24 protein-coding genes are annotated in these 26,272 nt (G+C 71.7%); 14 read left to right on the top strand and 10 right to left on the bottom strand.

Going from position 1 to position 26,272, the window contains the following annotated elements; translation table 11 throughout:
- Window positions 1-21 precede the first annotated feature (21 nt).
- Window positions 22-1,122 carry an acyl-CoA dehydrogenase family protein gene (locus AB0I15_RS29825; RefSeq protein WP_358102332.1) on the bottom strand — a complete coding sequence of 367 codons (1,101 nt, stop codon included), beginning with the start codon at window positions 1,120-1,122 and terminating at the stop codon, window positions 22-24.
- Between the two features lie 29 nt (window positions 1,123-1,151).
- Here AB0I15_RS29825 and AB0I15_RS29830 point away from each other — a divergent pair, with 29 nt between their 5' ends.
- The gene (locus tag AB0I15_RS29830; RefSeq protein WP_358102334.1) at window positions 1,152-2,207 is read left to right on the top strand and encodes a helix-turn-helix domain-containing protein; all 1,056 of its coding nucleotides are present in this window, start codon (window positions 1,152-1,154) and stop codon (window positions 2,205-2,207) included.
- A gap of 49 nt (window positions 2,208-2,256) precedes the next feature.
- On the opposite strand, the gene AB0I15_RS29835 is transcribed toward AB0I15_RS29830, so the two are convergent.
- Together AB0I15_RS29835 and AB0I15_RS29840 are read right to left on the bottom strand one after the other, a co-directional pair.
- Window positions 2,257-3,222, bottom strand: a complete 966-nt coding sequence (locus AB0I15_RS29835; protein ID WP_358102336.1) for an alpha/beta hydrolase — start codon at window positions 3,220-3,222, stop codon at window positions 2,257-2,259.
- Between the two features lie 96 nt (window positions 3,223-3,318).
- Entirely contained in the window at window positions 3,319-3,987 is a 669-nt protein-coding gene (locus AB0I15_RS29840) for a type 1 glutamine amidotransferase domain-containing protein (protein WP_358102338.1), read from the bottom strand.
- A gap of 72 nt (window positions 3,988-4,059) precedes the next feature.
- Here AB0I15_RS29840 and AB0I15_RS29845 point away from each other — a divergent pair, with 72 nt between their 5' ends.
- The gene (locus AB0I15_RS29845; protein ID WP_358102340.1) at window positions 4,060-4,734 is read left to right on the top strand and encodes a LysR family transcriptional regulator; all 675 of its coding nucleotides are present in this window, start codon (window positions 4,060-4,062) and stop codon (window positions 4,732-4,734) included.
- On the opposite strand, the gene AB0I15_RS29850 is transcribed toward AB0I15_RS29845, so the two are convergent.
- The gene (locus AB0I15_RS29850; RefSeq protein ID WP_358102342.1) at window positions 4,703-5,539 is read right to left on the bottom strand and encodes a helix-turn-helix transcriptional regulator; all 837 of its coding nucleotides are present in this window, start codon (window positions 5,537-5,539) and stop codon (window positions 4,703-4,705) included. The two genes, AB0I15_RS29845 and AB0I15_RS29850, sit on opposite strands and share 32 nt — an antisense overlap.
- A gap of 137 nt (window positions 5,540-5,676) precedes the next feature.
- Here AB0I15_RS29850 and AB0I15_RS29855 point away from each other — a divergent pair, with 137 nt between their 5' ends.
- A complete protein-coding gene (locus tag AB0I15_RS29855) occupies window positions 5,677-6,351 on the top strand; it encodes a dienelactone hydrolase family protein (RefSeq protein WP_358102411.1) in 675 nt (224 codons plus the stop codon).
- Here AB0I15_RS29855 and AB0I15_RS29860 read toward each other — a convergent pair.
- From AB0I15_RS29860 to AB0I15_RS29870, 3 genes are read right to left on the bottom strand one after another with little or no spacing between them, the layout of a single operon-like run.
- Window positions 6,348-7,088 (bottom strand): ABC transporter ATP-binding protein, encoded by a 741-nt coding sequence (locus AB0I15_RS29860; RefSeq protein WP_358102344.1) that lies wholly within the window; start codon window positions 7,086-7,088, stop codon window positions 6,348-6,350. The genes AB0I15_RS29855 and AB0I15_RS29860 overlap by 4 nt on opposite strands.
- 3 nt (window positions 7,089-7,091) lie before the next feature.
- The gene (locus AB0I15_RS29865; RefSeq protein ID WP_358102346.1) at window positions 7,092-9,689 is read right to left on the bottom strand and encodes an ATP-binding cassette domain-containing protein; all 2,598 of its coding nucleotides are present in this window, start codon (window positions 9,687-9,689) and stop codon (window positions 7,092-7,094) included.
- Window positions 9,686-10,936 carry an ABC transporter substrate-binding protein gene (locus tag AB0I15_RS29870; protein WP_358102348.1) on the bottom strand — a complete coding sequence of 417 codons (1,251 nt, stop codon included), beginning with the start codon at window positions 10,934-10,936 and terminating at the stop codon, window positions 9,686-9,688. The genes AB0I15_RS29865 and AB0I15_RS29870 overlap by 4 nt, the downstream gene beginning before the upstream one ends.
- A gap of 134 nt (window positions 10,937-11,070) precedes the next feature.
- On the opposite strand from AB0I15_RS29870, the gene AB0I15_RS29875 reads away from it, so the two are divergent.
- From AB0I15_RS29875 to AB0I15_RS29905, 7 genes are all read left to right on the top strand, one after another.
- Window positions 11,071-12,159 (top strand): alcohol dehydrogenase catalytic domain-containing protein, encoded by a 1,089-nt coding sequence (locus AB0I15_RS29875; RefSeq protein ID WP_358102350.1) that lies wholly within the window; start codon window positions 11,071-11,073, stop codon window positions 12,157-12,159.
- A 126-nt stretch (window positions 12,160-12,285) separates the two neighbouring features.
- The gene (locus AB0I15_RS29880; RefSeq protein ID WP_358102352.1) at window positions 12,286-12,795 is read left to right on the top strand and encodes a hypothetical protein; all 510 of its coding nucleotides are present in this window, start codon (window positions 12,286-12,288) and stop codon (window positions 12,793-12,795) included.
- A 117-nt stretch (window positions 12,796-12,912) separates the two neighbouring features.
- Window positions 12,913-13,407: a cupin domain-containing protein gene (locus AB0I15_RS29885; RefSeq protein WP_358102354.1), complete on the top strand. Its 495-nt coding sequence runs from the start codon at window positions 12,913-12,915 to the stop codon at window positions 13,405-13,407.
- Entirely contained in the window at window positions 13,407-14,054 is a 648-nt protein-coding gene (locus AB0I15_RS29890; protein WP_358102356.1) for a metalloregulator ArsR/SmtB family transcription factor, read from the top strand. The genes AB0I15_RS29885 and AB0I15_RS29890 overlap by 1 nt, the downstream gene beginning before the upstream one ends.
- 48 nt (window positions 14,055-14,102) lie before the next feature.
- Window positions 14,103-14,414, top strand: coding sequence for a hypothetical protein (locus AB0I15_RS29895; protein ID WP_358102358.1), 312 nt, complete (start codon window positions 14,103-14,105; stop codon window positions 14,412-14,414).
- An 89-nt stretch (window positions 14,415-14,503) separates the two neighbouring features.
- The gene (locus AB0I15_RS29900) at window positions 14,504-14,662 is read left to right on the top strand and encodes a hypothetical protein (RefSeq protein ID WP_358102360.1); all 159 of its coding nucleotides are present in this window, start codon (window positions 14,504-14,506) and stop codon (window positions 14,660-14,662) included.
- Window positions 14,649-16,739 carry an AAA family ATPase gene (locus tag AB0I15_RS29905; protein ID WP_358102362.1) on the top strand — a complete coding sequence of 697 codons (2,091 nt, stop codon included), beginning with the start codon at window positions 14,649-14,651 and terminating at the stop codon, window positions 16,737-16,739. The genes AB0I15_RS29900 and AB0I15_RS29905 overlap by 14 nt, the downstream gene beginning before the upstream one ends.
- Here AB0I15_RS29905 and AB0I15_RS29910 read toward each other — a convergent pair.
- A complete protein-coding gene (locus AB0I15_RS29910) occupies window positions 16,736-18,952 on the bottom strand; it encodes an MMPL family transporter (RefSeq protein ID WP_358102364.1) in 2,217 nt (738 codons plus the stop codon). The genes AB0I15_RS29905 and AB0I15_RS29910 overlap by 4 nt on opposite strands.
- A gap of 99 nt (window positions 18,953-19,051) precedes the next feature.
- Between AB0I15_RS29910 and AB0I15_RS29915 the strand changes: the two genes are divergently transcribed.
- Window positions 19,052-19,576: a TetR family transcriptional regulator gene (locus tag AB0I15_RS29915; RefSeq protein ID WP_358102366.1), complete on the top strand. Its 525-nt coding sequence runs from the start codon at window positions 19,052-19,054 to the stop codon at window positions 19,574-19,576.
- A 29-nt stretch (window positions 19,577-19,605) separates the two neighbouring features.
- Here AB0I15_RS29915 and AB0I15_RS29920 read toward each other — a convergent pair whose 3' ends face one another.
- Window positions 19,606-20,706 carry an ROK family transcriptional regulator gene (locus AB0I15_RS29920; RefSeq protein WP_358102368.1) on the bottom strand — a complete coding sequence of 367 codons (1,101 nt, stop codon included), beginning with the start codon at window positions 20,704-20,706 and terminating at the stop codon, window positions 19,606-19,608.
- Between the two features lie 100 nt (window positions 20,707-20,806).
- Between AB0I15_RS29920 and AB0I15_RS29925 the strand changes: the two genes are divergently transcribed.
- Window positions 20,807-22,030: a Gfo/Idh/MocA family oxidoreductase gene (locus tag AB0I15_RS29925; RefSeq protein ID WP_358102370.1), complete on the top strand. Its 1,224-nt coding sequence runs from the start codon at window positions 20,807-20,809 to the stop codon at window positions 22,028-22,030.
- A gap of 106 nt (window positions 22,031-22,136) precedes the next feature.
- The gene (locus tag AB0I15_RS29930) at window positions 22,137-24,128 is read left to right on the top strand and encodes a hypothetical protein (RefSeq protein ID WP_358102372.1); all 1,992 of its coding nucleotides are present in this window, start codon (window positions 22,137-22,139) and stop codon (window positions 24,126-24,128) included.
- Here AB0I15_RS29930 and AB0I15_RS29935 read toward each other — a convergent pair.
- A complete protein-coding gene (locus tag AB0I15_RS29935) occupies window positions 24,125-24,565 on the bottom strand; it encodes a very short patch repair endonuclease (protein WP_358102374.1) in 441 nt (146 codons plus the stop codon). The genes AB0I15_RS29930 and AB0I15_RS29935 overlap by 4 nt on opposite strands.
- A gap of 492 nt (window positions 24,566-25,057) precedes the next feature.
- Here AB0I15_RS29935 and AB0I15_RS29940 point away from each other — a divergent pair, with 492 nt between their 5' ends.
- Window positions 25,058-26,014 carry an HNH endonuclease gene (locus AB0I15_RS29940; protein ID WP_358102376.1) on the top strand — a complete coding sequence of 319 codons (957 nt, stop codon included), beginning with the start codon at window positions 25,058-25,060 and terminating at the stop codon, window positions 26,012-26,014.
- Window positions 26,015-26,272: the final 258 nt, after the last annotated feature.

A 26,272-nucleotide genomic window follows, 5' to 3' on the forward strand; every position in this document is an offset into this window, starting at 1 on the left:
CGGGAGCGAGCCCGGCCCGCCTCATCGCGGCAGCCCCAGCACGCGCTCGGCGATGATGTTGCGCTGGATCTCGTTCGTCCCCGCGTAGATGGGCCCGGCCAGCGAGAACAGGAACCCGTCGAGCCAGCCCGCCTCCGCCGCCCGCTCCCCCAGCAGCTCCATGGCCAGCGTGTGCATCCGCAGGTCCAGCTCCGACCAGAAGACCTTGCCCAGGCTGGCCGCGGACCCGAGCTCCTCCCCCGCCATGATCCGGCGCGCCGTCCCGAACGTGTGCAGCCGGTACGCCTCCGCCTCCGCCCAGCACCGGGCGGCCCGGTCGGCGAGCGCTGGATCGGCGTCGCGGGCCAGGCGGACGAGCCGGTCGGCGGTGGCCAGGAAGCGCCCGGGACTGCGCAGGGTCAGGCCGCGTTCGGAGGAGGTGGTGGCCATCGCGATCCGCCACCCCTCCCCGGCCTCGCCCAGCACCAGGGAGTCGGGCACGAACACCCCGTCGAAGTGCAGTTCGGCGAAGCCCGGCAGCCCGTCGAGCTGCGCGATCGGCCGCACGCCGACCTCCGTCAGCGGGAACAGGAAGTACGTCAGTCCCTTGTGCCGTGTCCCCGAGGTGCGGAAGAGGCCGAACCCGTGGGTGGCGTGGGCGGCGCGGGAGCTCCACGTCTTGTGCCCGTACAGCAGCCAGCCGCCCGGGGCGGGCTCGGCCCGGGCGGTGAGGGCGGCCAGGTCGCTGCCGGCCTCCGGCTCGGACCACGCCTGGGCCCACACGTCCGCGCCCCTGGCCATCCTCGGCAGCCACCGCTCGCGCTGCCCGGGGGTGCCGAACCGCATCAGGGACGGGGCCAGCAGGAAGATACCGTTCTGGGTGACGCGGGCGGGGGCGCCGGCGGCCCAGTACTCCTCCTCGAAGATCAGCCATTCGATCAGGGAGGCGCCGCGGCCGCCGTACTCCTCGGGCCAGGAGACGACGGACAGCCGCGCGTCCGCCAGCAGCGCCTCCCAGGCGCGGTGTGCCTCGAAGCCCTCGGGGGTGTCCATGGACGGGAGCGGCCCCGGCGCGTTGGTGCTCAGCCAGTCGCGAACCTCGGCGCGGAAGTCCCGCTCGGCCGGGGAGAAGTCGAGATCCACAAAAACCAACCTAGCGCACGCTTGGTATCATGGCCAGTAGTCTGGGTGGTGTGCAGGGACTGCTGCTGCGGCTCTCGACGCTCGACGCCGACGCGGAGAGCGCGGTGCGGGTCATCGCCTACTTCGACTCGCTGGTGCGCGACCACGTCAGCGTCCCGGTGCTGCTCGCCGCCACCGCCCGCCTGACGCAGTGCCCGGTGGGCCTGCTCGACGCGGCCACCGGCCGCCGCCTCCGCACCTCGCCGGGCGGCTCGGCCGACACGCCCGCCTCCCTCCCCGGCGTGACCAGGGAGTTGTCCTCCGGGCTCGGGGCGGTCTGGATGGAACGCGAAGGGCCCGCGCACGGGCTCGACGAGATCGTGCTGGAACGCTACGCGGCCGCGGCCGAGGTCACCCTCGAACGCGCCGCCGCCCTGACGCAGGCGGGCCAGGATCCGGCGCTGGTCGAGTTGGTGCTGTCGGCCGAGACCGGCGAGGCCGAGCGGGCCCGCGCGCTGCGCCTGCTGGGCTTCGACCCGGCCACGCCCCTCCAGGCCCTGGCGATCGCGCTGCCCGGCCCCGGGCGGGCCGCCGGGCTGCGCACGATGGGCCACCACGTCCGGGCCGCCAGGATCGGCGACACCGAAGCGGTGCTGGTGGCGACCACCCTGCCCGAGCTGCCCGGGGAGGCCAGGATCGGCATCGGCCCCGAGCTGCCGGGGGCGCGGGCGGCCGAGTCGTGGGCGGGCGCGCGGACCGCGCTGCGCTTCACCGGCCCGCTCGACCGGGTGATGCGCTGGCCGGACCTGGGCGCGCTGGCGCTGTTCGCCGACATGCCCGCGGCGGCGGTCGCGGAGCTGGCCGACGTCCGGGCGATGACCAGGCTGGGCGAGGAGTCGCTGCTCGCCGTGCGGGCGCTGTGCCTGGCGGGCTCGGTGCGCGGCGCCGCCGTCGCCGTGCACCTGCACCACAGCTCGATGGCCGCGCGTATCGCGCGGGCGGAGTCCGTGCTGGGCTTCTCGCTCGCCGACCCGGCCGGCCGGCTGCGCGCCCACCTGGCCCTCGCCCTGACCCGCCTGCGGGCGAACCCCCCGATCAGAGGCTGAGCCGTCAGAGGCCGAGCCGGCGGAAGCCGAACCGTCAGAGGCCGAACCGTCAGAGGCCGAGCGCGCGCTTGAGCGCCGCCACCCTGGCCTCCTTGGCCCGCCTGCTCAGCGCGGTGTCGGGCACCATGCCGTCGAACCCGTGGAAGGCCCCCGGGTAGAGGTGGAACTCGGTGGACACCCCCGACCGCGCGAGCCGCAGGGCGTAGTCCATGTCCTCGTCCCTGAACACCTCCAGCTCCCCGACGTCGATGAACGCCGGCGGCAGCCCGGACAGGTCGGCGGCCCGAGCCGGGGCCGCGTACGCGGGCACGTCGTCGCCACCGGCCCCGCCGTCGAGCAGGGCGTTCCAGCCGAACAGGTTGGCGGCCCTGTCCCAGACGACCGCTTCGGCGAACTCGTGGCTGGACGGCGTGATGTTGCGGTCGTCCAGCATCGGGCAGACGAGGAGCTGGAAGGCCACGTCGGGGCCGCCCCTGTCGCGGGCCAGCAGCACGGTCGCGGCGGCCAGGCCACCGCCCGCGCTGGCTCCGCCGACGGCCAGCCGGGCCGGGTCGATGCCCAGCTCCTCCGCCGTCTTGGCGGTCCACACCAGCCCCGCGTAGCAGTCTTCGACGGGCGCGGGATGCGGATGCTCCGGGGCCAGCCGGTAGTCGACGGAGACCGCCACGATGCCGAGCCGCTCGACATAGTCGATCATCATCGCGTCGTCCATCTCGGGCACCCCGATGATCATGCCACCACCGTGGATCCAGTAGAGCCCCGGCCGGGTCACGACCTCCCCGGCGGGCCGGTAGATCCGGACCCGGACGTCCGGCTCACCGTCGGGCCCCGGCACGTGCCGGTTCTCGATCACCACGTCGGTGTCCGGCTGCGGCCCGCCGGCCAGGAGCGCGTTGATCTGGGCGCGGTGCCCGTCGAGCGCCTCGGCCGTCAGGTTCGCCACGTCGAACGCGGGGAAAGGCGTGGTCTCGAGCGTGGCCCGGATCTCCGGATCCAGGTTGGGGTGGTATGCCATGAGGTTTCCCTTCCACGGGGGGTACAGGGCTTACCCCTCGATGGTCAGAGCTCACGCCCTGGTCGCACAACCGCCATCCGGCGGCGATTGCCCGCCTCAGGCCCGCCGTTCGGCGAGGAGCTCCACCACCCGCTCGGCCAGGGGCGCGGCGCTGGCCGGGTTCTGGCCGGTCGCCAGGCGGCCGTCCACCACCACCTGAGCCTGCCAGGTCTCGCCCGGCCGGTGCTCGGCGCCCCGGGACACCAGCGTGTCGGCCAGCAGGAACGGCACCACGTGCGACACGCCACGCAGGTCCTCCTCCGTGTTGGTGAAGGCCGCCACCCGCTTGCCCGCCACCAGGTACGACCCGTCCGACAACGTCAGGTTCACCAGCGCCGCCGGGCCGTGGCAGACGGCCGCCACGACGCCGTCCCGCTCGTATACCTCCCGCCCGACGCGGATCACGTCCGGGTCGTCGGGGAAGTCCCACATGGTGCCGTGGCCGCCGGCGTAGAGCACGGCGTCGTAGCGGGAGGCGTCGACGTCGGCCAGGCGGGCGGTGTCGCGCTGCTCGGGAGAGGCGACGAAGGCGACCTGCGCGGGGTCCTCAGGGTCGTAGCCGTCCTGAGGCGGCTCGCCGCCCCGCACGCTGGCGACGTCGACCTCGAATCCGGCCTTGCGGAAGATCTCCCAGGGGTGGGCCGCCTCGGGCACGTAATATCCGGTCCGCTCCACGCCGCCGAGGTCGTCGTGGCTGGTCAGAACGATCAGAATGCGCTGGCTCATGTCTCACAGCATCACGCCCCGAGCCATCAGCCACAAATCACGAAAGACGCCTTCAGGTATCAGAATCTTGATATGTCGCCTCTCTCGCTCGACCTGCTGCGGACCTTTCTCGCGGTGCACAGGACCGGCTCCGTCACGGCCGCCGCCCAGACCCTCGGGCTGTCCCAACCGGCGGTGACCGCGCAGGTCAAGGCGCTGGAGTCGACGCTGGACCGGCCGCTGTTCGACCGGCTGCCGCGCGGCGTGGCGCCCACGCCGGCCGCCGACGAGCTGGCCCGCCGGGTGGCGCCCGCGCTCGACTCGCTGGACGAGGTGGTGGAGTCTGAGCTGCCCACCGGCGAGGCGGTGCACCTGGGCGGCCCCGCCGAGTTCCTGTGCGAGGTGGTGATGCCCATGCTGGCCCCCCTCGTACGCGACGGGCTGCGCCTGCGCTTCACCCTGGGCCTGTCCGACGACCTGCTGACCGATCTCGCGGCGGGCCGGCTGGACCTGGTGCTGTCCACGATCCGGCCCCGGCTGCGCGGGGTGCTGAGCGCGGTCAGGGCCGGCATGGGGGTGTCGGTGCTGCCCGCGTACCTGTGTCGGCGCGACCTGGCCGCCGGGACCCTGGTCAGGCTGGCGGAGCCGGAGGAGGCGCCGATCGACACCGGCTACCTGGCCGTCCGCTCCGGAGCCGAGGCCCGGCCCGCCGTGGCCCGCGTACGCGCCCATCTGGTCAAGGAGCTGCGGGCGGCTCCGTCGTACTGAGCCCCCAGGAGGCCAGCAGGCCCAGCGACTCCTCCGACACGCCGTCCTGTTCCGGGTGCAGCAGGCTGAGCCGCTGCCCGGCGCCGCCCGGCACGTCGAACGTCTCATAGCGCAGCGACAGCTCCCCGACCACGGGATGCCGGAACCGCTTGACGCCATGGGTGCGCTCTTTCACCACCCGCCCGGCCCACAGGACACGGAAACGCTCGCTGCGCACGGACAACTCGCCGATCAGGGACAGCAGCACGGGATCGTCGGGGTGGCGGCCGGTGGCCAGGCGAAGCTGCCCGACCGTGGCACGCAGGACCTCCTCGCGCTCCGGATACAAGGCGGACGCCTGCGGGTGCAGGAAATTGTACCTGGCCAGGTTCGCCCCTGGACGGCACAGCCCGGCGAACAGCGCGTCGGCCAGCCGGTTCCAGGCGAGCACGTCCAGCCGGTAGCCGGTGACGAGCGCGGGCACGTCGGCGCCGGCCACCCGCTCCAGCAGCCGGGCCAGCTCGGGCCGCACCCCGTCGGACGGCCGCGGGCGGGCGCGCGGCGCGGCCAGGTCGAACAGGTGGGCCCGCTCGGCCTCGGTCAGGCCGAGCGCCGTGGACAACGACTCCAGCACGGACCCGGAGGGTTGCGTGGTGCGGCCCTGTTCGAGCCGGACCAGGTATTCGACGCTGATCCCCGCCAGCTCGGCCAGCTCCTCGCGGCGCAGCCCGCGCACCCTCCTGCGCGGCCCGCCGGCCATCCCCACGTCCTCCGGCGCGACCTCGCTCCTTCGCGCCCGGAGGAAAGCGCCCAGCTCCCTGTTCATGCCATAAGTCTGCCCATGACCCGACACGCCCAGCATGGCCCTCCGTGTACCTGGATCACGCGGGCCCGGGTGGGCATGCTGGCGTCATGTGTCATTCCACCGACAGCAGGCCGCCCGCTCCGCCCGTTCAGGGTGAGGTGGCCTTGCACGAGCAGATAGAGCTGACCGCCGCCGACGGCAACCGCCTCCTCGCCTACCGGGCCGAGCCGGCGGAGCCGAACGGGCGCGGCATGGTGATCCTGCCCGACGTACGCGGGCTGCATCCCTACTACCGCGACCTGGCCGTGCGGTTCGCCGAGGCCGGGTTCAGGACGATCGCGATCGACTACTTCGGCCGCACGGCGGGTCTCGGCGACCGCGGCGACGACTTCGACTTCATGACGCACGTCAAGCAGGTCACCGCCGACGGCGTCCGGGCCGACGCGCGGGCGGCCACCGACGAGCTGGCGGCCCACGGGCCGGTGTTCACGGTGGGCTTCTGCATGGGCGGGGCCCACTCGTGGCGCCAGGCCGCCGAGGGCAACGGCCTGGCGGGCGGCATCGGCTTCTACGGCGCGCTGCGCGCCATCGAGGAGCCGGCCACGGGTCCGGGGGCGCCGCTGCTCCTGCTCAGGGCCGGCGCCGACGAGGTCTCGACGCCGGAGCAGTTCGCCGCGTACGAGGCCGCGCTCGACCGCGTCGGCACCGAGCACGAGAGCCACGTCTACGAGGGCGCGCCGCACTCGTTCTTCGACCGCTCCTACGCCGAGTGGGCCGACGCCTGCCAGGACGCCTGGCGGCGCATCCTGTCCTTCACCGAGCGGCACGCCTAACCCAGGTAGGCGGCCCTGACCACCGGGTCCTCCCTGATCTCGGCCGGTGTCCCGGTGGCGATCACCTTGCCGAGGTCCAGCACGACGATCCGGTCGCAGGTGCCCATGACGAATCCCATGTCGTGCTCCACCAGCAGCACGGTCGTCTCCAGCGCCCTGACCACCTCCGCCAGCCGCGCCGTCTGACCGGCGTCCAGCCCCGAGGTGGGCTCGTCGAGCAGCAGCAGTCGGGGGCGGTCGGCCAGCGCCCTGGCCAGCTCGACGAGCCGGCGCTGGCCGACGGGGAGCGCGGCGGCGTACGCGTCGCGCAGCGGGGTGAGGCCGCACAGCTCCAGCACCTCGGCCACCCGCTCGCGGCGCTCCCGCTCCAGCCGCCGCCTGGCGGGCCATCCGGCCAGGTCGGCGGCCAGCCCGCCACCGCCGCCGTGCCAGTCGAGCGCGGCCAGCACGTTGTCGGCCACGGTGAGCCGGCCGAACACCTGGGTCCGCTGGAACGTCCGGCGCAGCCCGGCCCTGGCCCGCCGTACCGGCGACACCCCGGTCAGGTCTCCGCCGGCCACGCTGACCCGCCCGGCGCTCGGCCGGCGCAGCCCGGACACCACGTCGAACAGCGTGGTCTTGCCCGCCCCGTTCGGCCCGATCACTCCGCAGACCAGGCCCTCCGATACCTCGAACGAGACCCCGTCGAGCGCCCTGACCCCGCCGAACGCCACCGACACGCCCTCCACGGCCAGCATGTGTCACCTCACCCCCAGGTAGGCGGCGGTCAGCCGCTCGCTGTCCACCTCGGCCCGCGGTCCCGCCCAGGTGACGCGGCCCAGCCGCATGAACGCCACCCGGTCCGCGATCGCCAGCGCCTCCGTGGCCTTCTCCTCGACCAGCAGCAGCGCGACCCCGCGCTCGCGCAGTTCGGCGAAGACCTCGAAGATCTGCCGTACCACCATCGGCGCCAGCCCGAGCGAGGGCTCGTCGGCGATCAGCACCCGGGGCGGCCGGACGAGCGCGGGCGCGAGCGTGAGCAGTTGCTGCTCGCCGCCGGACAGGGCGCCCGCGAGCACGCCGCGCCGCTCGGCTAGCTGTGGCAGCCGCTCGTAGACGGGCTCCGGATCGGGCAGCCAGGTGCGCAGGTTCTCCTCCACGGTGAGGCCGGGGAAGACGCCCCTGCCCTCGGGCGCCAGCATGATCCCGGCCCGTGCCCTGCGGTGGGCGGGCCAGGCGGTGACGTCCTCGCCGTCCAGCAGGATCCTGCCGCCCGTGATCGGCAGGTCGCCGGCGGCGGCCGCGCAGGTGGTGGACTTGCCCGCGCCGTTCGCGCCGAGCAGCGCGACGACCTCGCCGGGATTCACGGTCAGGTGGACGCCGCGCAGCACGGTGCAGTCCTCGTAACCGGCCACGACGCCCTCCAGCGCGAACAGGGCCGGCCCTTCGTGCGGGGTCTCGGGGCTCTCCTCTTCGGTGACGGCCGGGCGGCGGCGGTGACGCAGCTCGGCCAGTTGGGTCAGCACCCCGTCCGGGTGCTTGGCCAAGATCATGCCGCCGAGCCCGAACAGGATGGCCCCGACGTGCGCGGACAGGTCCCAGGTCGCGAGCAGTTCGGGCATGGCGACGGCGATGAGCCCGCCGAGCACCGCGCCCCCGATCCGCCGCACGCCCTGCAGCACCACGACGGCCAGCCAGACGAACCCGGCGAAGGCCGGCAGATCGGTCGCGGTGATCGACCCTTTGGAGATGGCGAACAGCACCCCGCCCAGCCCCGCGATCGCCGACGCCAGCACGAACAGCATGATCTTCGTACGGGGTGCCGACAGCCCCGACGTGATGGCCGCGGCCGGCGCCGACCGCACGGCCAGGATCGCCCGCCCGGAGGCCGACCGTTCGAGGTTGCGGACGAGCAGCGCCACGCACCCGATCAGCACGAGCAGCACCACCACCCGCACCCGCGGGTCGGAGGTGTCGGCGAAGCCGAACCCGAGCGCGGGCAGCGACCAGCCGATCGTGCCGTTGCTGAACGCGTCCACCTGGAACAGCACCTGGTCGGCCAGCAGTGCCAGGGCGAGCGTGGCCAGCGTCAGCACCCGCCCGCCCAGCCGCAGCGCGGGCAGCGCCACCAGCAGGCCCACGGCCCCGGCGGCGAGCACGCCCAGCACGATCGCCACGAAGAACGGCAGCCCGGAGGCGAACGCCCACCCGCAGGTCAGCGCGGCCATCGAGGCGAACGCGGCCTGCGCCAGGTTCACCATGCCGCCGATCCCCGTCACGACGACGAACGAGCAGAAGATCAGCGCCAGCACGAGCCCCTGCGCCACGACGCCCACGTAGTATTCGGACCCGGCAAACGTGAAGGCCACCAGCGCCACGAGCCCGGCCGCCCAGGGCAGGCGGCGCCGCCAGGGCGGCAGCCCGGCCAGGTGGTCGGGCGGCGGCGCGTCCTCGGCCGCGCTGCCCGCGACCCGCTCGCGCGACCTGTTCAGCAGCACGAGCCCGGCGAACAGCAGGATCACCGGCACGGCCGTGCGCAGCCCGGTGACCTCCTCCAGGAAGTCGGTGTAACCGGCGACCAGGTTCTGGATCACGCCGAGCGCCAGCCCGGCCGCGAACGTCCACGGGATCGAGCGCAGCCGCCCGAACACCGCCGCCGTGGCCGAGGCGAACAGCAGCACCGTGTACGCCGTCGCGTCCAGCCCGAGCACCGACACCGCCAGCACCCCCGCCAGCCCGGCCAGCCCCGAGCCGAGCATCCAGGCCAGCGCCGAGGTCGCGTCGGCGTCGATGCCCCGCAGCGTGGCCAGACGGCGGCGGTCCACGGAGGCCCGCATGCGCAGCCCGTACGGGGTGTGCCGCATGAACGCCCACAGCCCGGCCGCCGTCACCGCCGAGAAGGCGAACGTGATGAGCTGGTCGGTGTCCAGGTGCACGCCCAGCACGTCGAACGACTGCGCCGGATGCGGCCCGACGCCGCGCGGCAGCGAGGTGGCGTCCGCGGGCGGCAGCCCCGCCAGGTCCACGACCAGCAGGCCCAGCGCGGGCAGCGCGATCGTGAGCCCGATGGTGGCGACGATCTGCGCGGTCTCCCCCGCCTGCGCGAGGCCGCGGAACATGGCCTTGTGCAGCGCGTAGCCGAAGGCGGGGGCGAACAGCGCGACCGACAGCAGGGCCGAGAGCCAGGCGGGCAGCCCGGCCTGGTTGAGCTCGTAGAACAGCAGGGCGGTCAGGAAGCCGATGGCGCCGTGGGCGAAGTTGAAGACGCCGGTGGCCGCGTACGAGAGCGTCAGGCCCGATCCCATGATCGCGAAGATGGCGCCGGTGACCAGGCCGCTGAGGATGTAGCCCAGGATCATTTGAGCGGCACGTTGTCGAAGCACTTCATGCTCTTGGCCACCTGGAAGGCGCCGTTGTCCAGCTTGACCAGGGCGCCGCAGCCGTTCGGCTCACTGTGGTCCTTGGGGTACTGGATCCTGCCGAAGCCGGCGTTCTCGTAGGTGTACGAGCCGTTGCCCGTGGCCAGGAACTTCTGCCTGGTCAGGTCCTTGCCGGTCTTGTTCAGCATGTCGAGGAAGATGTCGGCGGCCCAGTAGCCGATGGCCAGGTGCTGGGTGAGCACGGTGCCGGGGGCGACCTTCTCGACGTCCTGCCTGAGGCGGGCGACCTCGGGGGCGCTGGACTCGAACGGCTCGAACATGGGCGCCGCGATCACGCCCTCCAGGGCCTGCGCGCTGGCGGGGTCCTTCAGGATGGCCGCGTCGTAGCTGGTCGCGTCCGTGAGCGCGCCCTTGTAGCCGGCCCGCTTGAGCGCCCCGTACAGGCCCACGTTGAACTTGGTGCCGGCGATGACCGAGACCACGACGTCGGGGGCCTTGCCGTCGTTCGAGGTCATGATCTTGTTGACGTACGGGAGCCAGTCGGGTGGTGGCGCCGCCGCCGGGAGGCCGGAGTTCACGCCCGCGAGCTTGAAGCCGGCCGCGGTGAACGACCGGGAGATGGTGGTGCCGCCGTACTTGCTGCCGCTGGAGTCGGAGGTCTGCACGTAGACGCTCTTGCCTTCGGCCCCGCCGAGCAGTTCGGCCATCTGCCTGCCCCACCACGTCTGGGAGCCCGCCCCTTGTTTGGGCGCCAGGCAGCCGTTGTACCCGAACCCGGTCGTGGTGCCGCACCACTGGGGGCCGGTCGCCCAGCCGAACCACGGCACGCCCTGTTGTTCGAGGAAGGCGGCGCCGCCGAAGTTGGGGGCGTGGACGGGCACGAGGGCGAAGACCTGGTCCTTCTGCACGAGCTTCTTGGCCGCCGCGTCGCCCTTGGCGGCGTCCTGCCCGTCGTCCTCGGCCCCGAGGAACTCGATCTTCCTGCCGTGCACCCCGCCCTCGGCGTTGGCCCGCTCGAACCTGGCCTTGGCCCCGATCTCGGCGTCCTTGGTCGAGTAGCCGCTGGCGCTGGTCTTGGTCAGCACGCCGCCGATCCTGATCGTCGTGTCGGTCACACCGGGCGCTCCCTGGGCCGTCGTACCCTGCTGCTGCTGTTGGGGGGCTGCGCACGCACCGAGCAGCACCACCGCCGTCGCCACTCCAGCCACCCCGTACCGACGAGCCATGATGGCCTCCCTCACCCATTTGGCCTAGCGCTCGCTTGGTTAATGTCCTGAGCGTAAATTCGCCCGGGAGGGGCGTCAACGGGGATACCGAGCAACCGCTTGCTCGCAATTCGGTCGCCGGGTTAGCTTGTGGCATGCTGATGCGCGCCGCCGTACTGACCGACTTCCACTCACCGATGGAGTTGCGCGAGGTCGAGATCGACGATCCGGGGGCAGGCGAGGTCCGCGTGCGGATCAAGGCGTCGGGCGTGTGCGGCTCCGACCTCAAGGCCATCGACGGCAAGAGCCCGGTGGTGAGCCGGCTGCCGTTCATCCTCGGCCACGAGAGCGCCGGGGTCGTGGAGAGCGTCGGCGCGGGCGTCACCACGGTCGGCCCCGGCGACCACGTCATCATCTCCATGAGCGGCCCGTGCGGCCGCTGCCGCCAGTGCGGAGAGGGCCGCTTCCACCTCTGCTCCGGACCCGCCCGCCTGCCCGCCATCATGGGCGGCCTCCCCCGGATCTCCCTGGACGGCGAGGAGCTGCGCCGCTTCATCGGCATCGGCTCCTTCGCGGAGTACGCGGTCGTGTCCGAGCCCATGTGCGTGAAGATCGACGAATCCGCGCCCTTCGACGCCATGTGCCTGCTGGCCTGCGGCGTCATCACCGGTGTCGGCGCCGTCATGAACGTCGCCCAGGTTCCGCCCGGCGCCACGGTCCTCGTCGTGGGCTGCGGCGGAGTGGGCCTGAACGTCATCCAGGGCGCGGTCCTGGCGGGCGCCACCACGATCATCGCCGCCGACGTGGCCGAGCAGAAGCTCAAACTGGCCGAACGCTTCGGCGCCACCCACACCCTCCTGGCCTCCGACCTCCCCGGCCAGGTCGCCGACGTGGTCAGGGGCGGCGCCGACTACGCCTTCGACGCCACCGGCGTACCCGGGGTCCTGGCCCAGGCCTTCGCCTCGACCCAGCCCGGCGGCACCACGGTCATGGTCGGCAGCCCTCCGCGCGGCCGGCCCATGGAGCTGGACACGTCCCTGCTGTTCTCCTCCCGCCGCCTCATGGGCACCCAGGGCGGCGACGCCGCGCCCCACCGCGACCTGCCGATGCTGGCCGCCCAGTACGCGCGGGGCCGCCTGGACCTCAACGGCCTGATCTCGGAACGCCTCCCGCTGGACCAGATCAACGAGGCCGTGGCCCACGTCCGCGAGGGCACGGTGGCGCGCACGGTGATCACGTTCTGAAGCTGTGCCGGGAATGGCCGGATGTGGACGCCGTCTGACTCGTGACGGCAACAGAATCCGGGACGAGTCTTGACTTGTTGGCGCCAACACCCCTGCGAACGTCTCAACGAGAGAGGGGAACGGCACATGACCAGCATTTCCGCCACGGGAGGCACCCAGGGCCCGTTCATGTTCGTCCACGAGGTCACCGGGACGTACCTGCTGACCGACAACTACAACGACAACATCGACCAGGCCGTCCAGACCTGGAACCTGGACCCGGTCATGACGACCAAGGGCTGGCTGGGCCACCTGTGGTACGTCGAGCCCGCCGGCGACGACACCTACCTGATCAAGAGCTACGAGAACGCCCGCTGCCTCACGGCCGGCATCAACGAGAAGGACTACCCCCGCCTCAAGACCCCCGACAGCGCGAGCGACAAGCAGAGGTGGTTCGTCCGCCGCGTGCATGGCAGCGACGCGTCCCCGATGGACGCGGACTGCTACGCGATCATCCCGAAGGCCTATCCGGGATACGCGCTCAGCACGCAGAGCAACATCGTCTCGAACAACGTCTACGTGGTTCCCACCTCGATGTGGGAGGGCCCGCCCTCCATCTCCCAGTACTGGAAGCTGGTGCCCCACCGTGACGCGTGAGCGGCTCGCCTGAGCGACGGCACTCTTGCCGAGGCCCCCGGTTCCGTACCGGGGGCCTCTTGCCTGCGCCGGTTCCGTATTCTAAGATTCCTTAGAATATCAGAAAGAGGAGGCGGCATGTCCTACCCCGAGCCCCGCTACTTCGGCGAGACCGGAGAGCACAGCGGCACGTTCCACCTGACCGGCCAGGCGCCGGACCTGGCGATCGGCAGCGGCGGCACCGACGTGCACTACCTGGCCACCGGCGGCTCCACGAGCGGCGCGTTCGGCCTGTACCGGTGGGAGATGGGCCCGCGCCCGTCCGGCCCCGGCCCGCACTTCCACCGCACGATGACCGAGTCGTTCTACGTGCTGTCCGGCACCATCCGGCTCTACAACGGCGAGAAGTGGGCCGACGGCAAGCCGGGCGACTTCCTGTACCTGCCCGAGGGCGGGGTGCACGCCTTCCGCAACGAGTCGGGCGAGCCCGCGTCGATGCTGATCCTGTTCACCCCGGGCGCGCCCCGCGAGGCGTACTTCGAGGAGCTGGCCGACATCGCCAACACCGGCCGGCAGCTCACCCCCGAGGAGTGGACGGAGCTCTACCTGCGGCACGACCAGTACATGGTGTGATGGCCCAGTTCCCGGAAGAGCCGATCTACGAGCAGCTCGCCCGCGTCGGCAAGGCCCTGTCCAGCCCGGTGCGGCTGCGGCTGCTGGACGTGCTCGACCAGCGTGAGCGCACGGTCGAGGAGCTGGCGCAGGCGGCGGAGATCCCGCTCAAGAACACCTCGGCCCAGCTCCAGCAGCTCCGCGCGGCCCACCTGGTGACCAGCAGGCGGGAGGGCACGCGCGTCTACTACCGGCTGACCGACGAGCGGGTGTCGCGCTTCCTCGGCGAGTTGCAGGGGTTCGCGCACGACCGGCTGGCCGACCTGCGCGACGCCGTACGGAGCCGGCTGGGCGCCCTGGAGGGCGTGACCGCCGACGAGCTGGCGCGGCGCCTCGCCGACCCCGGCACGGTCGTCGTGGACGTACGCTCCGCCACCGACTACGCCGCCGGCCACGTGCCGGGTGCGATCTCCGTCCCCCTGTCGGACCTGCGCGACCATCTGGACGACCTGCCGAAGGAGGCGGAGATCGTGGCGTACTGCGGCGGACCCTACTGCGTGGTCTCCCCCGAGGCCGTCCGCCTGCTGCGCGAGCACGGCTACGCGGCCCGTCCCCTGGACGGCGGCTTCCTCGGCTGGCGACGCGGCGAAAAACCATTGGAACGCTGAGCGACTGCCCCCTTACTGTGAGCAACGACGCTCACAGAGGGAGGCACGGTGCACATCAGACGAGCCACCATGGCAGGTCTGCTCGCGACCGCGGCGCTCGGCGGCCTGGTCACCGCCGCCGAGGCCAGGCGCCTGTACGACTTCGGCGCCCAGGGCGTGATCATCTGGAGCGAGCCCCGGGCGGGCTCCAACCGCAACGGCCTCGGCTACGCGGGCCAGGGCTTCGAGGCGAACCGCTCGGAGGAGCACGGGCTCTACCGGTGCGACAACTTCGAGAGCACCCTGTGGTATCACGGCCGCAACGTGAGCACCGGTGTCGTCGGGTGGGTCCCCGCCTGCAACCTCGCCGACCCCGACTGACGGAAGATCCCCGGTCGCGTGCGCGTCGGCCGACCGCCGGCCGGCCATCCGGGGTACATTCCGGATACCCCAGCCATCCGGGAGCGCCCATGACCGTCGAGGTGAGCGTCGCAGCCGACAGCCCCGCGGACACACTGCGGGAGCCGTGCTCCCGGCTGCCGGAGGAGCCCGGGCCGCGCGGCAGGATCACGATCACCGAAACCCCGGCCGGCCGTCTCCCCCAGGTGCTCTCCGATGACGGGAAGTGACCTGCCGGAGCTCCTGCTGTCCCGGCCCGGCGCGCGGGTGCTGCTGGCCGGGTCCGGCTCCTACGCGCCGGGCTCCGCGCTGACGCCGGTGCCCGCCGTCGCCCGCACGGTCGCCGACCTGGGGCGCTGCCTGGTCGAGCAGGCCGGGCTGGCGGAGTCCGGGCTGACCACGCTGGTGGACCCGGCGGATCCGAAGGAGCTGGGCGCGGCCCTGGCGGCCGCGGCCGACGCCGCCGAGGACGTGCTGATCTGCTACTACGTGGGCCACGGCCTGGTCGGCCCGAACGGCGACCTGCACCTGGCCACCCGCGCCACCATGGCCGCCGACGATCAGGCGCTCCCTTACGCGACGGTCGCCGACGTGCTGGCCGGCTGCCGGGCCCCGCTCGTGCTGGTGGTGCTGGACTGCTGCTTCGCGGACCGGGCCACCGGGGTACGCCTCGCGCTCGACGAGGTGTTCACCGCCGCGCAGCATGGAAGCTACGTGCTGTCCGTCAGCGGCCGGGACGAGGTGGCCTGGGCGCCCGAGGGGCAGCGGCACACGGCCTTCTCCGGGGCGCTGATCCAGGTGCTCACGCGGGGGGATCCGGCGGCGGGGCCGTTCCTGGGGGTCGACGACGTGTACATGGCCGTGACGCGGCTGCTGGTCGAGCAGCGGATCGGCGCGCCGCGCAGGCAGTCCGGGTGGCCGGCCGGGGTGAGCCCGCTCGCGCTCAACGCGGCCCTGTCAGGGAGCGGGGGGTTCAGCCCGTACCGGGGGCTGGCGTCGTACGGGTCGCAGGACGCGCCCTACTTCTTCGGGCGGGCCGATCTGACCAGGAACCTGACCGACCGGGTGGCCGGGCAGCTCTCCCTGCGGGAGCCGCTCATCGTGGTGGGCCCGTCGGGGGCCGGCAAGACCTCGCTGCTGCGCGCCGGGCTGGTGCCGGTCCTGGAGCGGGCCTCGGGCACCCACGTCATGGTGCTGACCCCCGGCCGCGACCCGATCGCGACCCTGGCGGACGAGCTCGCCGCCCAGACCGACGCCCACCCCGCCGACCTGCGGCAGGACCTCCATCGGGAGCCCCACAGGCTGGAGGAGCTGCTCGCCGGTCCGGGGCAGCGGGTGATCGTGGTGGACCAGTTCGAGGAGCTCTTCACGCTGTGCGAGGAGGAGGCGGCGCGGCGGGCGTTCCTGTCCGCCCTGGAGGCCGCCTGCGCGAAGGCGGTGGTCGTCATCGGCCTGCGCGCCGACTTCTTCGGACGCTGCGTCCGCTACGACGAGCTGACGACCGCCCTGGAGAGCCCGGTGATCGTCACGCCCATGACCGCCACCCAGCTCCGCGAGGCCATCGAACGGCCCGCCGAACTGGCCGACCTCACCCTGCACCGCGGCCTGGCGGACCTGCTCCTGGCGGACCTGGCGGCGGGCGGCCCGGACGGCGTGCTGCCGCGGCTGTCGCACGCGCTGCTGGCCACGTGGCAGCACCGTGAGGACGGTGTGCTGACCGTGGGCGGCTATCTGGCGACCGGCGGGATCGCCCACGCCCTGGCCAACAGCGCCGAGGCCACGCTCGCCGGCCTCGACCCGGCCGGCCGGCACGCGGCCCGCCGGCTGCTGCCCCGCCTGGTGCGGCCGGGCGAGGGGGCCGGCGACACGCGTACGAAGGTGCCGCTGGCCGAACTGGAGACGTCGGAGACCGGGCCGGTGCTCGAGGCGTTCGTCAAGGCGCGGCTGCTCACCGTCGGCGCCGAGACCGTGGAGCTCGGCCACGAGGCGCTGATCAGGGCCTGGCCCCGGCTCGGCGAGTGGATCGACGCCGACCGCGCCGCCCTGCTGGCCCGGCGGCAGCTCGACCACCGGGCCCGCGACTGGGCCGAGCACGGGGAGGACCCCGCCCTCCTGGGCTCCGGCGATCCGGAGGAGTTCGAGCACCTTCCGCCGCTGTCGGACCTGACCCGGAGGTTCCAGGCGGCGAGCCTCGAAGCGCACGGGCGGGCGGCCGAGGCCCGGTGGCGGGCTCGCGCGACGACCGTCGTGGCCGCGCTCCTGGCGCTCGTGCTGATCGGCTTCGTCGCGTTCCTCCTGCTCGGCTAGACGCCCGCCTCAACCGGCTCCCGCCGCCGCCGCTGGACCGGCTCGTCCTCCTCGTGCCCCTCCACCGACAGGTTCGGCAGGATCCGGTCCAGCCACCGCGGGCACCACCAGTTGAGCCGCCCCAGCAGCACCATCGTGGCCGGCACCAGGAACCCGCGGATGATCGTGGCATCGACGGCGATCGCGACCGCCAGCCCGACGCCGAACGTCTTCACCATGGGGTCGGGGTAGGCGATGAACGCGACGAACACCGCCACCATGATCAACGCTGCCGACGTGATGACCCGCCCCGTCGAGCCCAACCCCTCCGCGACCGCCCGCGCGTTCCTCCCATGCCGCAGGTACGACTGCCGCACCGCCGTCAGCAGGAACACCTCGTAGTCCATCGACAGCCCGAACAGCACCGCGAACAGCATCAACGGCACATAGCTCTCGATGGGCACCGAGAAGAAGAGCTCCGTCACGTACGAGGAGCTGACGGGCGGATCCATCCCCACCAGCCCGCTCCCCAGCCCGATCGAGAACACCATGGCCAGAGCGCCGAACGCGGCCCCCAGCGACACCAGGTTCATCACCGCCGCCTTGATCGCCACGACGGGCGCCCGGAAGGCCAGCAGCAGGAGCAGCGCGCTCAGCAGCACCACCACGCCGATGACCAGCGGGGTGCGCTCGGCCATCCGGTCCCCGGCGTCCGTCAGGCCCGCCACCTTGCCCCCGACGTGCACCTGCACCCCGGGGATCGAGATGGCCCTGACGTCGTGGACCACGCCGGGTGCCCGCTCGTCGCTGGGCGCGTACTCGGGGATGACCTGGAGCAGCACCGAACGGCCCGAGGTGTTCACCTTGGGGTCGGCCACGTGCGCGACGCCGCCGACGTCCTTCACCTCGCGGACGAGGTTGTCCACGATGGGGTCCTTGGCGTCCGTGACCTTGGAGGGCAGCTCGGCGACCACGATCAGCGGCCCGTTGGAGCCGGGGCCGAAGCCGGTGGCCATGAGCTCGTACGCGCGCCGGGGCTCCGAGCCCTGGGCGCCGTACCCTTCGTCGAGCGCTCCCAGCTTCAGCGCCAGCGCGGGCGCGGCCAGCGCGCCCAGGACGACGGCGCTGGCGAGCAGCACCCGCCACGGACGGCGGGCCACCCACGAGCCGAGCCCGGCCCAGCCGGAGCCGGCCGCGCCGCCGCCGCGCGGCAGCGGCACCTTGAGCGCGTTGACGCGATGACCGAGCAGCCCCAGCAGCGCCGGGACCAGCGTGATCGAGGTCACCACGGCGGCCACCACGGAGATCCCGGTGACCCAGCCGAGCGTCGCCAGCAGCGGGAACCCGGCCAGCAGCAGCGCGCTCAGCGCGATGATCACGGTGCCGCCCGCGAACACGACGGCCCCGCCCGAGCCGGCCACGGTCCGCCGTACGGACTCCACGACCGGCACCCCGTCGGCCAGCAGCCGCCGGTGGCGCGACAGCAGGAACAACGCGTAGTCGATGCCCACGCCGAGCCCGATCATCGTGGCCATGATGCCGGCCTGCTTGGGCATGTCCACGACCCATCCGAGCAGGCCGATGACGCCCAGCCCGGACGCGACGCTGATCAGCGCGGCGAAGATCGGGATCATCGCGGCCACCAGCGTCCCGAACGCGAACACCAGCACCAGCAGCGCGCAGATCACGCCGATGATCTCGCTGGGGCCGGTCTTGATCTCCTTGTCGGCGGGGGTGGAGCTGTCGGCGGGGACCACCTCCAGCCCGGCCGCCCGCGCCGGGTCCGCGGCCTTCGACAATGCCTGCGTGATCTCGGCCACCTTGTTGGAGTCGTGGCCCTCCAGGCGGATGGTGATGAGCCCGATCTGCAGGTTGGAGGCGATGCCGCCCCTGCGGTAGGGGGTCTCCACCTGCGTGACGTACGGCATCGTCCGCAGCCGGTCCATGGCCTGCTCGACGGCCTTCTTGGGCTTGTCGTCGATGAGCGGCCCATCGGCCGAGTAGAGCAGGAGCTGGATCGTGCCACCGGTGGCGTAGCCGGAGCCGAAGCCCGTCTTCATGAGGTCGTGCGCGCGCTGCGCGTCGGTGCCCGGGATGCTGGCGTCGTTGCTGGTGGGACTGGGGAAGGCCAGGCTGCCGCCCATCAGTGCGGCCGCCGCGATCATCCAGCCGATCAGCACGATCCAGCCGTGCCGCGCGCACCAGCCACCCAGCCGTCCCAGTAACCGCGTCATCGCTCGCCCCCGGCTCGACAACCGTCCTGTACGGTCGTACAGGACATACGATAAAACGGGATATGTACGGAAGGCCGTCTCCCGCAGGGAAATGAGACGATGAACACAGCCGACGACACCCGCTCCCGCATCCTGGCCGCCGCCAGAGAGCTGTTCGCCGAGCGCGGCTACGCGGCCACGTCCCTGGCCGACATCGCCGCCGTCGTCGGCCTGACCAAGACGGCCGTCGCCTACCACTTCCACCCGAAGGACCGCCTGGCCGTCGAGCTGCTCTCCCCCGTGGCCGACGACATGCTCGCCCTCCTCGGCACCCGGTACGCCGCCCGAGCGGACTTCGTCGAGGCCCTCGTCGGGTTCGCGGTGCGCTACCGCTCGGTGATCCGCCTGTTCATGGAGGACCTGGCCGCCGACGACTCCATGGCCGAACCCGGCTCCGAACGCGAGAAGATCGCCACGTTCAGGGACGAGATCTACGCCAAGCTCGTGGGCGACGACCCCACCCCGGAGACCCGGCTGAAGAGCTGGGCCCTGCTCGGGGCGCTGCAGTGGGGCGCGGTCAAGACGATGGACCTGCCGGAGGAGCAGGTCAGGCAGACCCTGCTCGAGGCCGCGAAGGCGTTCTGACGCGGCACCCCCGTAGGGCCTTCATCCCGTCAGAGACCCAGCGTCTCGCGTTCGACGTGATCGAGCGCGAAACGCACCGCGCCGAGCGCCACCCCCTCGTCCCCGAGCGTGGACGCCACCACCTCGGGCGAGCTCACGCACAACTCGGCCAGGTGCCGCCGGACCGGTTCCAGCAGCACGTCACCGGCCCGCGAGGAGCCACCTCCGCCGAGCACCAGCAGATCGGGGTCGATGGCCAGGGCGAGCGCCGAGGCGCCGACGGCCAGATGTCCGGCATAGCGCTCCACCCGCCCCACGGCGTCACGCTCGCCCTTCAGCGCCGCCTCGAACACCTCGCCCGCCGAGGTCCCCTTGACCAGCTCGCGGGCGGCGTCCTCCCAGCCGACCTGCCGCAGGGTGCCGATCTCCCCGGCAGCCCCGCTCCGCCCGCGGTGCAGCCGGCCCCCGATGAGGATGCCCGCCCCGGCCCGGTGCCCGATCAGGACGTACACGATGTCGGCGGCGTGCCGCGCGCTCCCGCGCCAGTGCTCGGCGAGCGCGGCCAGGTTGGCGTCGTTGGCCGCCAGCCCGGGGCATCCGAACCACCGCCCCGCCACCCCCGCCAGGTCCAGCCCCGTCCACCCCGGCAGGGGGAGCGACAGCGTCACCCGCCCCGTGCGGTCGACGATGCCCGGCGTCCCGGCGGCCACGGCCCAGACCCGCCTCCGCGCGACCCCCGCGCCGTCCACGCACCTCAGCGCCGCGCTTCGGGCGGCCTCCACCCGCTCATGGGCGGCCGCGCCGGCGTCCACCTCCGCCCGCTCCCACGCGACCACCTCACCGTTGAGATCGGCCAGCGCCACCACGATGCCGTCGCCGCCGACCTCCAGGCCGACCACGTGACCGGCGTCCGCGCGGAACCCGAACCGCCGCGCGGGCCGCCCCATCACGCCCTCGTCGGGCGGCACCTCCCTGACGTAGCCGCGCTCGGCCAGCTCGTCGAGCACCGCCTCCACGGTCTGCCTGGACAGCCCCGTGACCCGGCCGAGCTGGGTCAGCGTGGCCACGCCCTCGCGGCGCAGGGCCCTGAGCGTCGCCTGGGTGTTCACTTTGCGCAGCAGGGACGCGTCACCGGGCCGGAGCTCGGTCAACTTATGAGACCCTCTCCCATAACTCCCCTATTGACGTCTACCAGCCAGGATCCTAGCATCGGCGGACATACGCGAATTGGTTACATAAGTAGGAGGCGTGATGGTGACTCTCGCCGTCGTCGGCGCGGGTTCGCGAGGCACGTCCTATGCCCGCCATGCCGTCGAGTCGGGCCAGGCACGGGTGGTCGCGGTGGCCGATCCGCTGGACGGCCGCCGCGGCAGGTTCCCGGAGGCGACGCCGTACGCGGACTGGCGGGAGCTGGCCGCCCTGCCGCGCCAGGCCGACGCGGTGATCATCGCCACCCAGGACCGTGACCACGTCGAGCCCGCGGTGCGCTTCGCCGAGCTGGGCTACGACATCCTCCTGGAGAAGCCGATGGCGGTCTCGGAGGACGACTGCCGCGCCATCGTGGCCGCCTCGGAACGTTCCGACGCGATCTTCGCCGTGTGTCACGTGCTGCGCTACACCCCGTACACCCGGGCCTTGAAGGCCCTGCTCGACGCGGGCCGGATCGGCGAGATCGTCAACATCCAGCACCTGGAGCCGGTGGGGTGGTGGCACCAGGCGCACTCGTACGTGCGGGGCAACTGGCGCCGTACGGACGAGTCGACGTTCATGCTGCTCGCCAAGTCCTGCCACGACCTCGACTGGCTCGTCCACGTCACTGGCAGGCGCGTCACCCGCGTCTCCTCCTTCGGCAACCTCCACCACTTCACCCCCGAGAACCGCCCGCCGGGCGCCGCCGACCGCTGCCTCGACTGCGCCGTCGAGCCCGACTGCGCCTACTCCGCGAAGCGGATCTACCTTCCCCGCGCGGGGCGGCACGAGTGGCCGCTGTCCGTCCTCACCGACGACGTCTCGGAGCAGGGCGTCCTCGAGGCCCTGCGGACCGGCCCGTACGGCAGGTGCGTGTACGCCTGCGACAACGACGTGGTCGATCACCAGGTCGTCAACATGGAGTTCGAGGGCGGCACGACGGCCTCGTTCACCATGACCGCCTTCACCCCGGCCCTCCACCGGCAGACCCGCGTCTTCGGCACCCGCGGCTCCATCGAGGGCGACGGCAACCTCCTGACCGTCCACGACTTCGTCACCGGCCGGATCGAGACCGTCGACACCAGTGCCACGGGCGACGCGACGGCCAGGGGCGGCCACGGGGGCGGTGACGAGGGGCTGGTCGAGGCGTTCCTCAAGGCGATCGCCACCCGGGACCGCACGTCGATCCTCTCCGCGCCGGGCGAAAGCCTGCACAGCCACCTCATCGCCTGGGCGGCCGAGAACTCCCGCCTGACGGGCGAGACCGTAACCCTCCGCGGAGTCTGAAGAGCCGGGATACTGGGATCTGACGGGCGAGACCGTATCCCTCCATGGCGTCTGAAGAACCGGGATACTGGGACGCCAGACCGTCCACAAACGGGGAGTTCGCGGCGTGCGTACCTGGTTCGAAGCTGAGGAGCCCGAGGAGTTCGAGGCGGCCAAGGACCTGCTGATCCGACGTTGCCTCACCTGGGCCGGCGAGCACGGCCGCCCGGCCGACGGCGTGCTGCTCTCCGCCGCCCTCGAGGCCCGCCACGACAGCCGCGACGGGCGCCTGGCGTATTGGGACGACGAACTGGTGCGGCGTTTCCTGCTGCGCTGGATCCCCTACCACCTGGTGGCCCCGCACGACGTCCTCGAAGCCGCCCCGGAGACCCTGCGCACGTGGCTGGCCTACCTCACCGCCACCGGCCTGCGCGACCCCCGCGGCACCACCTCGGAGGAGGCGCTCGCGGCGGCCGCGGCCGAATACCCGGCCGCCCTCGACGACCTCCACCGCCAGGGACTGGCGAAATTCTGGGCCCAGAAGGCACTGGAGCACGACGTCGACATCGCCGACCCCCGCGCCTTCGAACGCTTCAGGAAGGACATCGACGCGGGCCGGATCGACTACGACCAGGGCGTGCTCACCAAACTCCTGGAAGCCCGCTTCGCCGGGGCGACCCTCGACGACGAACGCGCCTTCGCCCAACCCCCCATCACCCTCCCCCCACCCGCCGACCTGGCCGAGGCCGCCACCCGCAGCCGGACCGTCCAGCGCCTCATCACCCTGGCCGACTGGCTGCGCACGGACGGCCGGCCCCTCACCAAGGCGGGCAACCTCTCCCTCACCGACGCCCGCGAACTGTCGGCCCTCCTCGACACCGGCGAGGAGAGGCTCCGGGTCCGCAGCTCCGCCGAGCTCCCCCACCTGGTCCTCCTCCTCGCCTGGGCCAAGAAGCTCCGCCTGACCCGCACCGCCAAGGGCCGCCTCCTCCGGGTGGCCAAGGCCACCCCTTTGTTGCGCGACCCGGAAGCGCTGTGGAGGCACGCGTTCGACCTCCTCCCGAAGCTGGGCCAGGTGATCATCGCCCCCATCGCCACGTGGCGGCCCGCCGCCCTCCTGGCGGACGCCTTCGACGAGATCCTGCCCGACGTCCTCAACACCATCTACGGCATGGACGACATGCCCATGATCCGGCTTGAGGAGACGGTGTGGCTGGCCTGCCAGGAGTTCTTCGTCCTGGACGACCAGGAGGAGCACCTGCGTGACCTGCTGCGTCGCCAGGTCGCCACGGATCTGAAGCGCACGTTCGAGGTCCTGTCCGACCTCGGCGCCGTGACCCTCACCCACGGCCCCGCCGACCCGCTCTACGCCAGCGACCTCGACCACGAGGACCAGGAGCTCTCCCCGGAGGCCGTCGACCGCCTCCGGGCCGGCCTCACCGCCCCCGACCTCCTCCTCGTCAACCTGACCCCCCTCGGCCGCCACGGCGTCCGCCACCGCCTCCTCGCCGACGGCCGCGACGCCCCACTCCTCGGCGAACTGGCCACCGCCCCACCGTCCGGCCTCCTGGGCGTGCTCAGCCAGCACTACCCGCTGGAGGACGCCGTCACGGAGCTCAACGGATGGCTCGCCCAACCCGGCCAGACCATCGATGCCCTGGTCCAGGCCATCCGCGACTGCCCGTTCCGCACCCGCACCGCCATCCTCCTCAACGTCCTCACCGAATCCCTCCCCCAGGGCCGCACCCTCCTCCGAGACCTACGCCACGACCCGATCCTCGGCCCCGCCGTCTGGACGGAACTCATCGACGCCGGGGAACTGGATCCTGAGTCGCTGAGCGAGCGGGAGCACCTGCTGCTGGGGGCGGAGAACCTTCTGTCGTTGCTGGAGGTCGGAGGACCGGAAGAACTCATCGGGCAGCTCAGGGGGATGGCGGGCGGGGAGGCGTACGAGCTGGTGGAGGCGGTGCTGGCGTCGGGACACCATGACGAGGTGGGGTTGCGAGAAATGCGCGACCTGGTCGCCGAGTCACTTCGCAAGACCGCCCGCCATCCCCTACGCCTCGTCCCCACCCGACCGCCCGGGGCCCGGGGTCGCCGAAAGAAGCGCAAGCATTAGTCCTGCGATTTGGACCGAATGACTTTGAGCTCGTCGGCGATCCGCCCCGCCGACGAGACGGGATCCTCGTGCTCCCAGACACGAATGACCGTCCACCCGGCCTCGGCCAGGATCCTGTCCGTCTCATTGTCTCGAGCCCTATTCTTCACGACCTTCTCCGCCCAATAGTCGGCGTTCGTCGCGGCCTTCGTGTGGTGCTGGGGGCAGCCGTGCCAGAAACAGCCGTCCATGAAGACCGCGACCTTCGCCTTGGTGAAGACCAGATCGGCGGTACGGCGAATGCTCGGCAGAGGGCGGATGGAGACTCGATACCGCAGGCCCAGGGCATGGACTGCACGCCTGAGAGCGAGCTCGGGCTTGGTGTCCCGGCCTTTGTTGGCCTTCATACTCCTGCGAACGCCTTCGCTGGATGCACTGGTCGGCCTCTCCACAACCATGGGTCCACACCCTATTCGATCTAGTGTTGAGCGCCTACCAGAAGTTCTGCGCGTAACAGGGCGTCAGATCGCGGCCAACCAGGTATGACAGGGGCCTCGCCGGGGCATGGGCGGACAGGAGTCTGCCTGGAACCCATGACCGTCTACCAGGATCGTCAGTGACCACCGACCGGGGTTTCCTGATGACCGCTAACAGCCGCCAAGAAGTGTTCTGGGCAGCTGAGTCACAATGGCCGCTCAGGGTCGCGACAACGGCTAGCACGTTCCAACTGCAGGTTGCTAGCGTCGACAGAGGCCCATGCGGTCGCTTCCATACGGAGAAGCCTGCCGCATCCTTTGCGACGGCTTGCTCTCGCTATCCGCTCCGAGTCCTGTCACCGTCGGACCCCCGCCAGGTGAGCGGAGTGGCCATCCCCTGCCTCAGCGCCCAAGCAGCAAGACAAACCGGGCTAAACTGCCTCTGCACGATCATGTAGTGTCACGGGAGGCACTGTGGCGAAGAACGCTGGCGCGTTTCCTGAGCATGCCTTATCGGATTTGAAGGTCACCGCACAGAATTACCTGGACGCGATCGACCGAGTTCAGGTGCAGTCACTCAGTCATGACTCCTGGTTGGAATCTGCGGCGCAACTCGGCGGCTTATCGGCCACCATGCGAGACGCTGTCTCACAGGTGAACCGGGCACTCGGGATCCCATCCGGCCAGGAAGCCATCTTGCGGTACCTGCGGAATCACATCGGAACGCCTGTACCCGCTCATGCCCTGAGCGGCGTCGCAGGAATTTCGGAATGGGCACGGCGGGTACGCGAGCTCCGGGTCGAGCACGGTTGGCCGATCGAGTCGAGCATCAACCGCGACGACGTGCCTCATGACCACTACAGGCTTGCCGCGGACGAGCCCGACACAGACCTCGCGGAGCGCTGGCGGGTCGCCAAAGCCGCGCGCAACCTCAGGAAGGCAGGAGGCGCTAAGACCTCCGGGAAAGACAGACTCCTTCATTACCTCAAGGAGATCTCGCCTCGCGGCGCCGACAAGGAACAACTAGCTTATGTCGCGATCATCCACGACTGGCCCCGCCGGATGCGTGAACTTGAGGAAGAGGGCTGGCAGATCGTCTCGAACATCGACGACCCAAGCCTGCCACCAGGTTCATATCGGCTGCCTACTCTGATCAAGCGTCCGCCTCGTGTACGTCAGGCCATCAAACTCCGCCACAAAATCCTCGAGCGGGACAAGAAGACTTGTCAGGATTGCGGCGCCGTACCCGGTCAAGGCGTTGCGCTCCAAGTGCACCATGTCCTGCCCGTGCACCAAGGCGGCGACAATGACGAGCGCAACCTCGTGACGCTCTGCTACAATTGCCATGGAGGTAGGCACGCTCTGATGGGCACCTCACCGAGGGACGAGTTGCTCCACCCGGACCAGGAGCCGGATCTGAAGCATCAGTAGACGGACGGGTCACTCGCGCCAGGTTCTGCCTTCTCGTGCTGCCACGCTTGCACTGCCGGTCGCGGCCGGGATGCGGGGTAAATAGATAGCAAGCGTAGGTTCCGTGTTGAACCGCCAAGGTCGTACGGAGAAAGCCCCCACGCTCGTGATTCGTCGATCATCGCCTAGCCAGGCCATCCGTGCCAAGATCGACGCCCTTTCACCTCCGACCGTGATTTGGTCAAGGCCATCGAGGACGTCGCCGGGCTCGGCGGCGGT

Origin of the sequence: Nonomuraea sp. NPDC050643 (assembly GCF_040654715.1) — a bacterium.
Taxonomy (GTDB): Bacteria; Actinomycetota; Actinomycetes; order Streptosporangiales; family Streptosporangiaceae; genus Nonomuraea.

What these genes read in the sequence shown, in the direction of transcription:
- AB0I15_RS29830 (WP_358102334.1), top strand. Translation starts at nt 1,152, where the DNA reads ATGGCCAGTAGTCTGGGTGGTGTGCAGGGACTGCTGCTGCGGCTCTCG.
- AB0I15_RS29835 (WP_358102336.1), bottom strand. Translation starts at nt 3,222, where the DNA reads ATGGCATACCACCCCAACCTGGATCCGGAGATCCGGGCCACGCTCGAG.
- AB0I15_RS29840 (WP_358102338.1), bottom strand. Translation starts at nt 3,987, where the DNA reads ATGAGCCAGCGCATTCTGATCGTTCTGACCAGCCACGACGACCTCGGC.
- AB0I15_RS29845 (WP_358102340.1), top strand. Translation starts at nt 4,060, where the DNA reads ATGTCGCCTCTCTCGCTCGACCTGCTGCGGACCTTTCTCGCGGTGCAC.
- AB0I15_RS29850 (WP_358102342.1), bottom strand. Translation starts at nt 5,539, where the DNA reads ATGAACAGGGAGCTGGGCGCTTTCCTCCGGGCGCGAAGGAGCGAGGTC.
- AB0I15_RS29860 (WP_358102344.1), bottom strand. Translation starts at nt 7,088, where the DNA reads ATGCTGGCCGTGGAGGGCGTGTCGGTGGCGTTCGGCGGGGTCAGGGCG.
- AB0I15_RS29865 (WP_358102346.1), bottom strand. Translation starts at nt 9,689, where the DNA reads ATGATCCTGGGCTACATCCTCAGCGGCCTGGTCACCGGCGCCATCTTC.
- AB0I15_RS29870 (WP_358102348.1), bottom strand. Translation starts at nt 10,936, where the DNA reads ATGGCTCGTCGGTACGGGGTGGCTGGAGTGGCGACGGCGGTGGTGCTG.
- AB0I15_RS29875 (WP_358102350.1), top strand. Translation starts at nt 11,071, where the DNA reads ATGCTGATGCGCGCCGCCGTACTGACCGACTTCCACTCACCGATGGAG.
- AB0I15_RS29880 (WP_358102352.1), top strand. Translation starts at nt 12,286, where the DNA reads ATGACCAGCATTTCCGCCACGGGAGGCACCCAGGGCCCGTTCATGTTC.
- AB0I15_RS29885 (WP_358102354.1), top strand. Translation starts at nt 12,913, where the DNA reads ATGTCCTACCCCGAGCCCCGCTACTTCGGCGAGACCGGAGAGCACAGC.
- AB0I15_RS29890 (WP_358102356.1), top strand. Translation starts at nt 13,407, where the DNA reads ATGGCCCAGTTCCCGGAAGAGCCGATCTACGAGCAGCTCGCCCGCGTC.
- AB0I15_RS29900 (WP_358102360.1), top strand. Translation starts at nt 14,504, where the DNA reads ATGACCGTCGAGGTGAGCGTCGCAGCCGACAGCCCCGCGGACACACTG.
- AB0I15_RS29905 (WP_358102362.1), top strand. Translation starts at nt 14,649, where the DNA reads ATGACGGGAAGTGACCTGCCGGAGCTCCTGCTGTCCCGGCCCGGCGCG.
- AB0I15_RS29910 (WP_358102364.1), bottom strand. Translation starts at nt 18,952, where the DNA reads ATGACGCGGTTACTGGGACGGCTGGGTGGCTGGTGCGCGCGGCACGGC.
- AB0I15_RS29915 (WP_358102366.1), top strand. Translation starts at nt 19,052, where the DNA reads ATGAACACAGCCGACGACACCCGCTCCCGCATCCTGGCCGCCGCCAGA.
- AB0I15_RS29925 (WP_358102370.1), top strand. Translation starts at nt 20,807, where the DNA reads ATGGTGACTCTCGCCGTCGTCGGCGCGGGTTCGCGAGGCACGTCCTAT.
- AB0I15_RS29935 (WP_358102374.1), bottom strand. Translation starts at nt 24,565, where the DNA reads ATGGTTGTGGAGAGGCCGACCAGTGCATCCAGCGAAGGCGTTCGCAGG.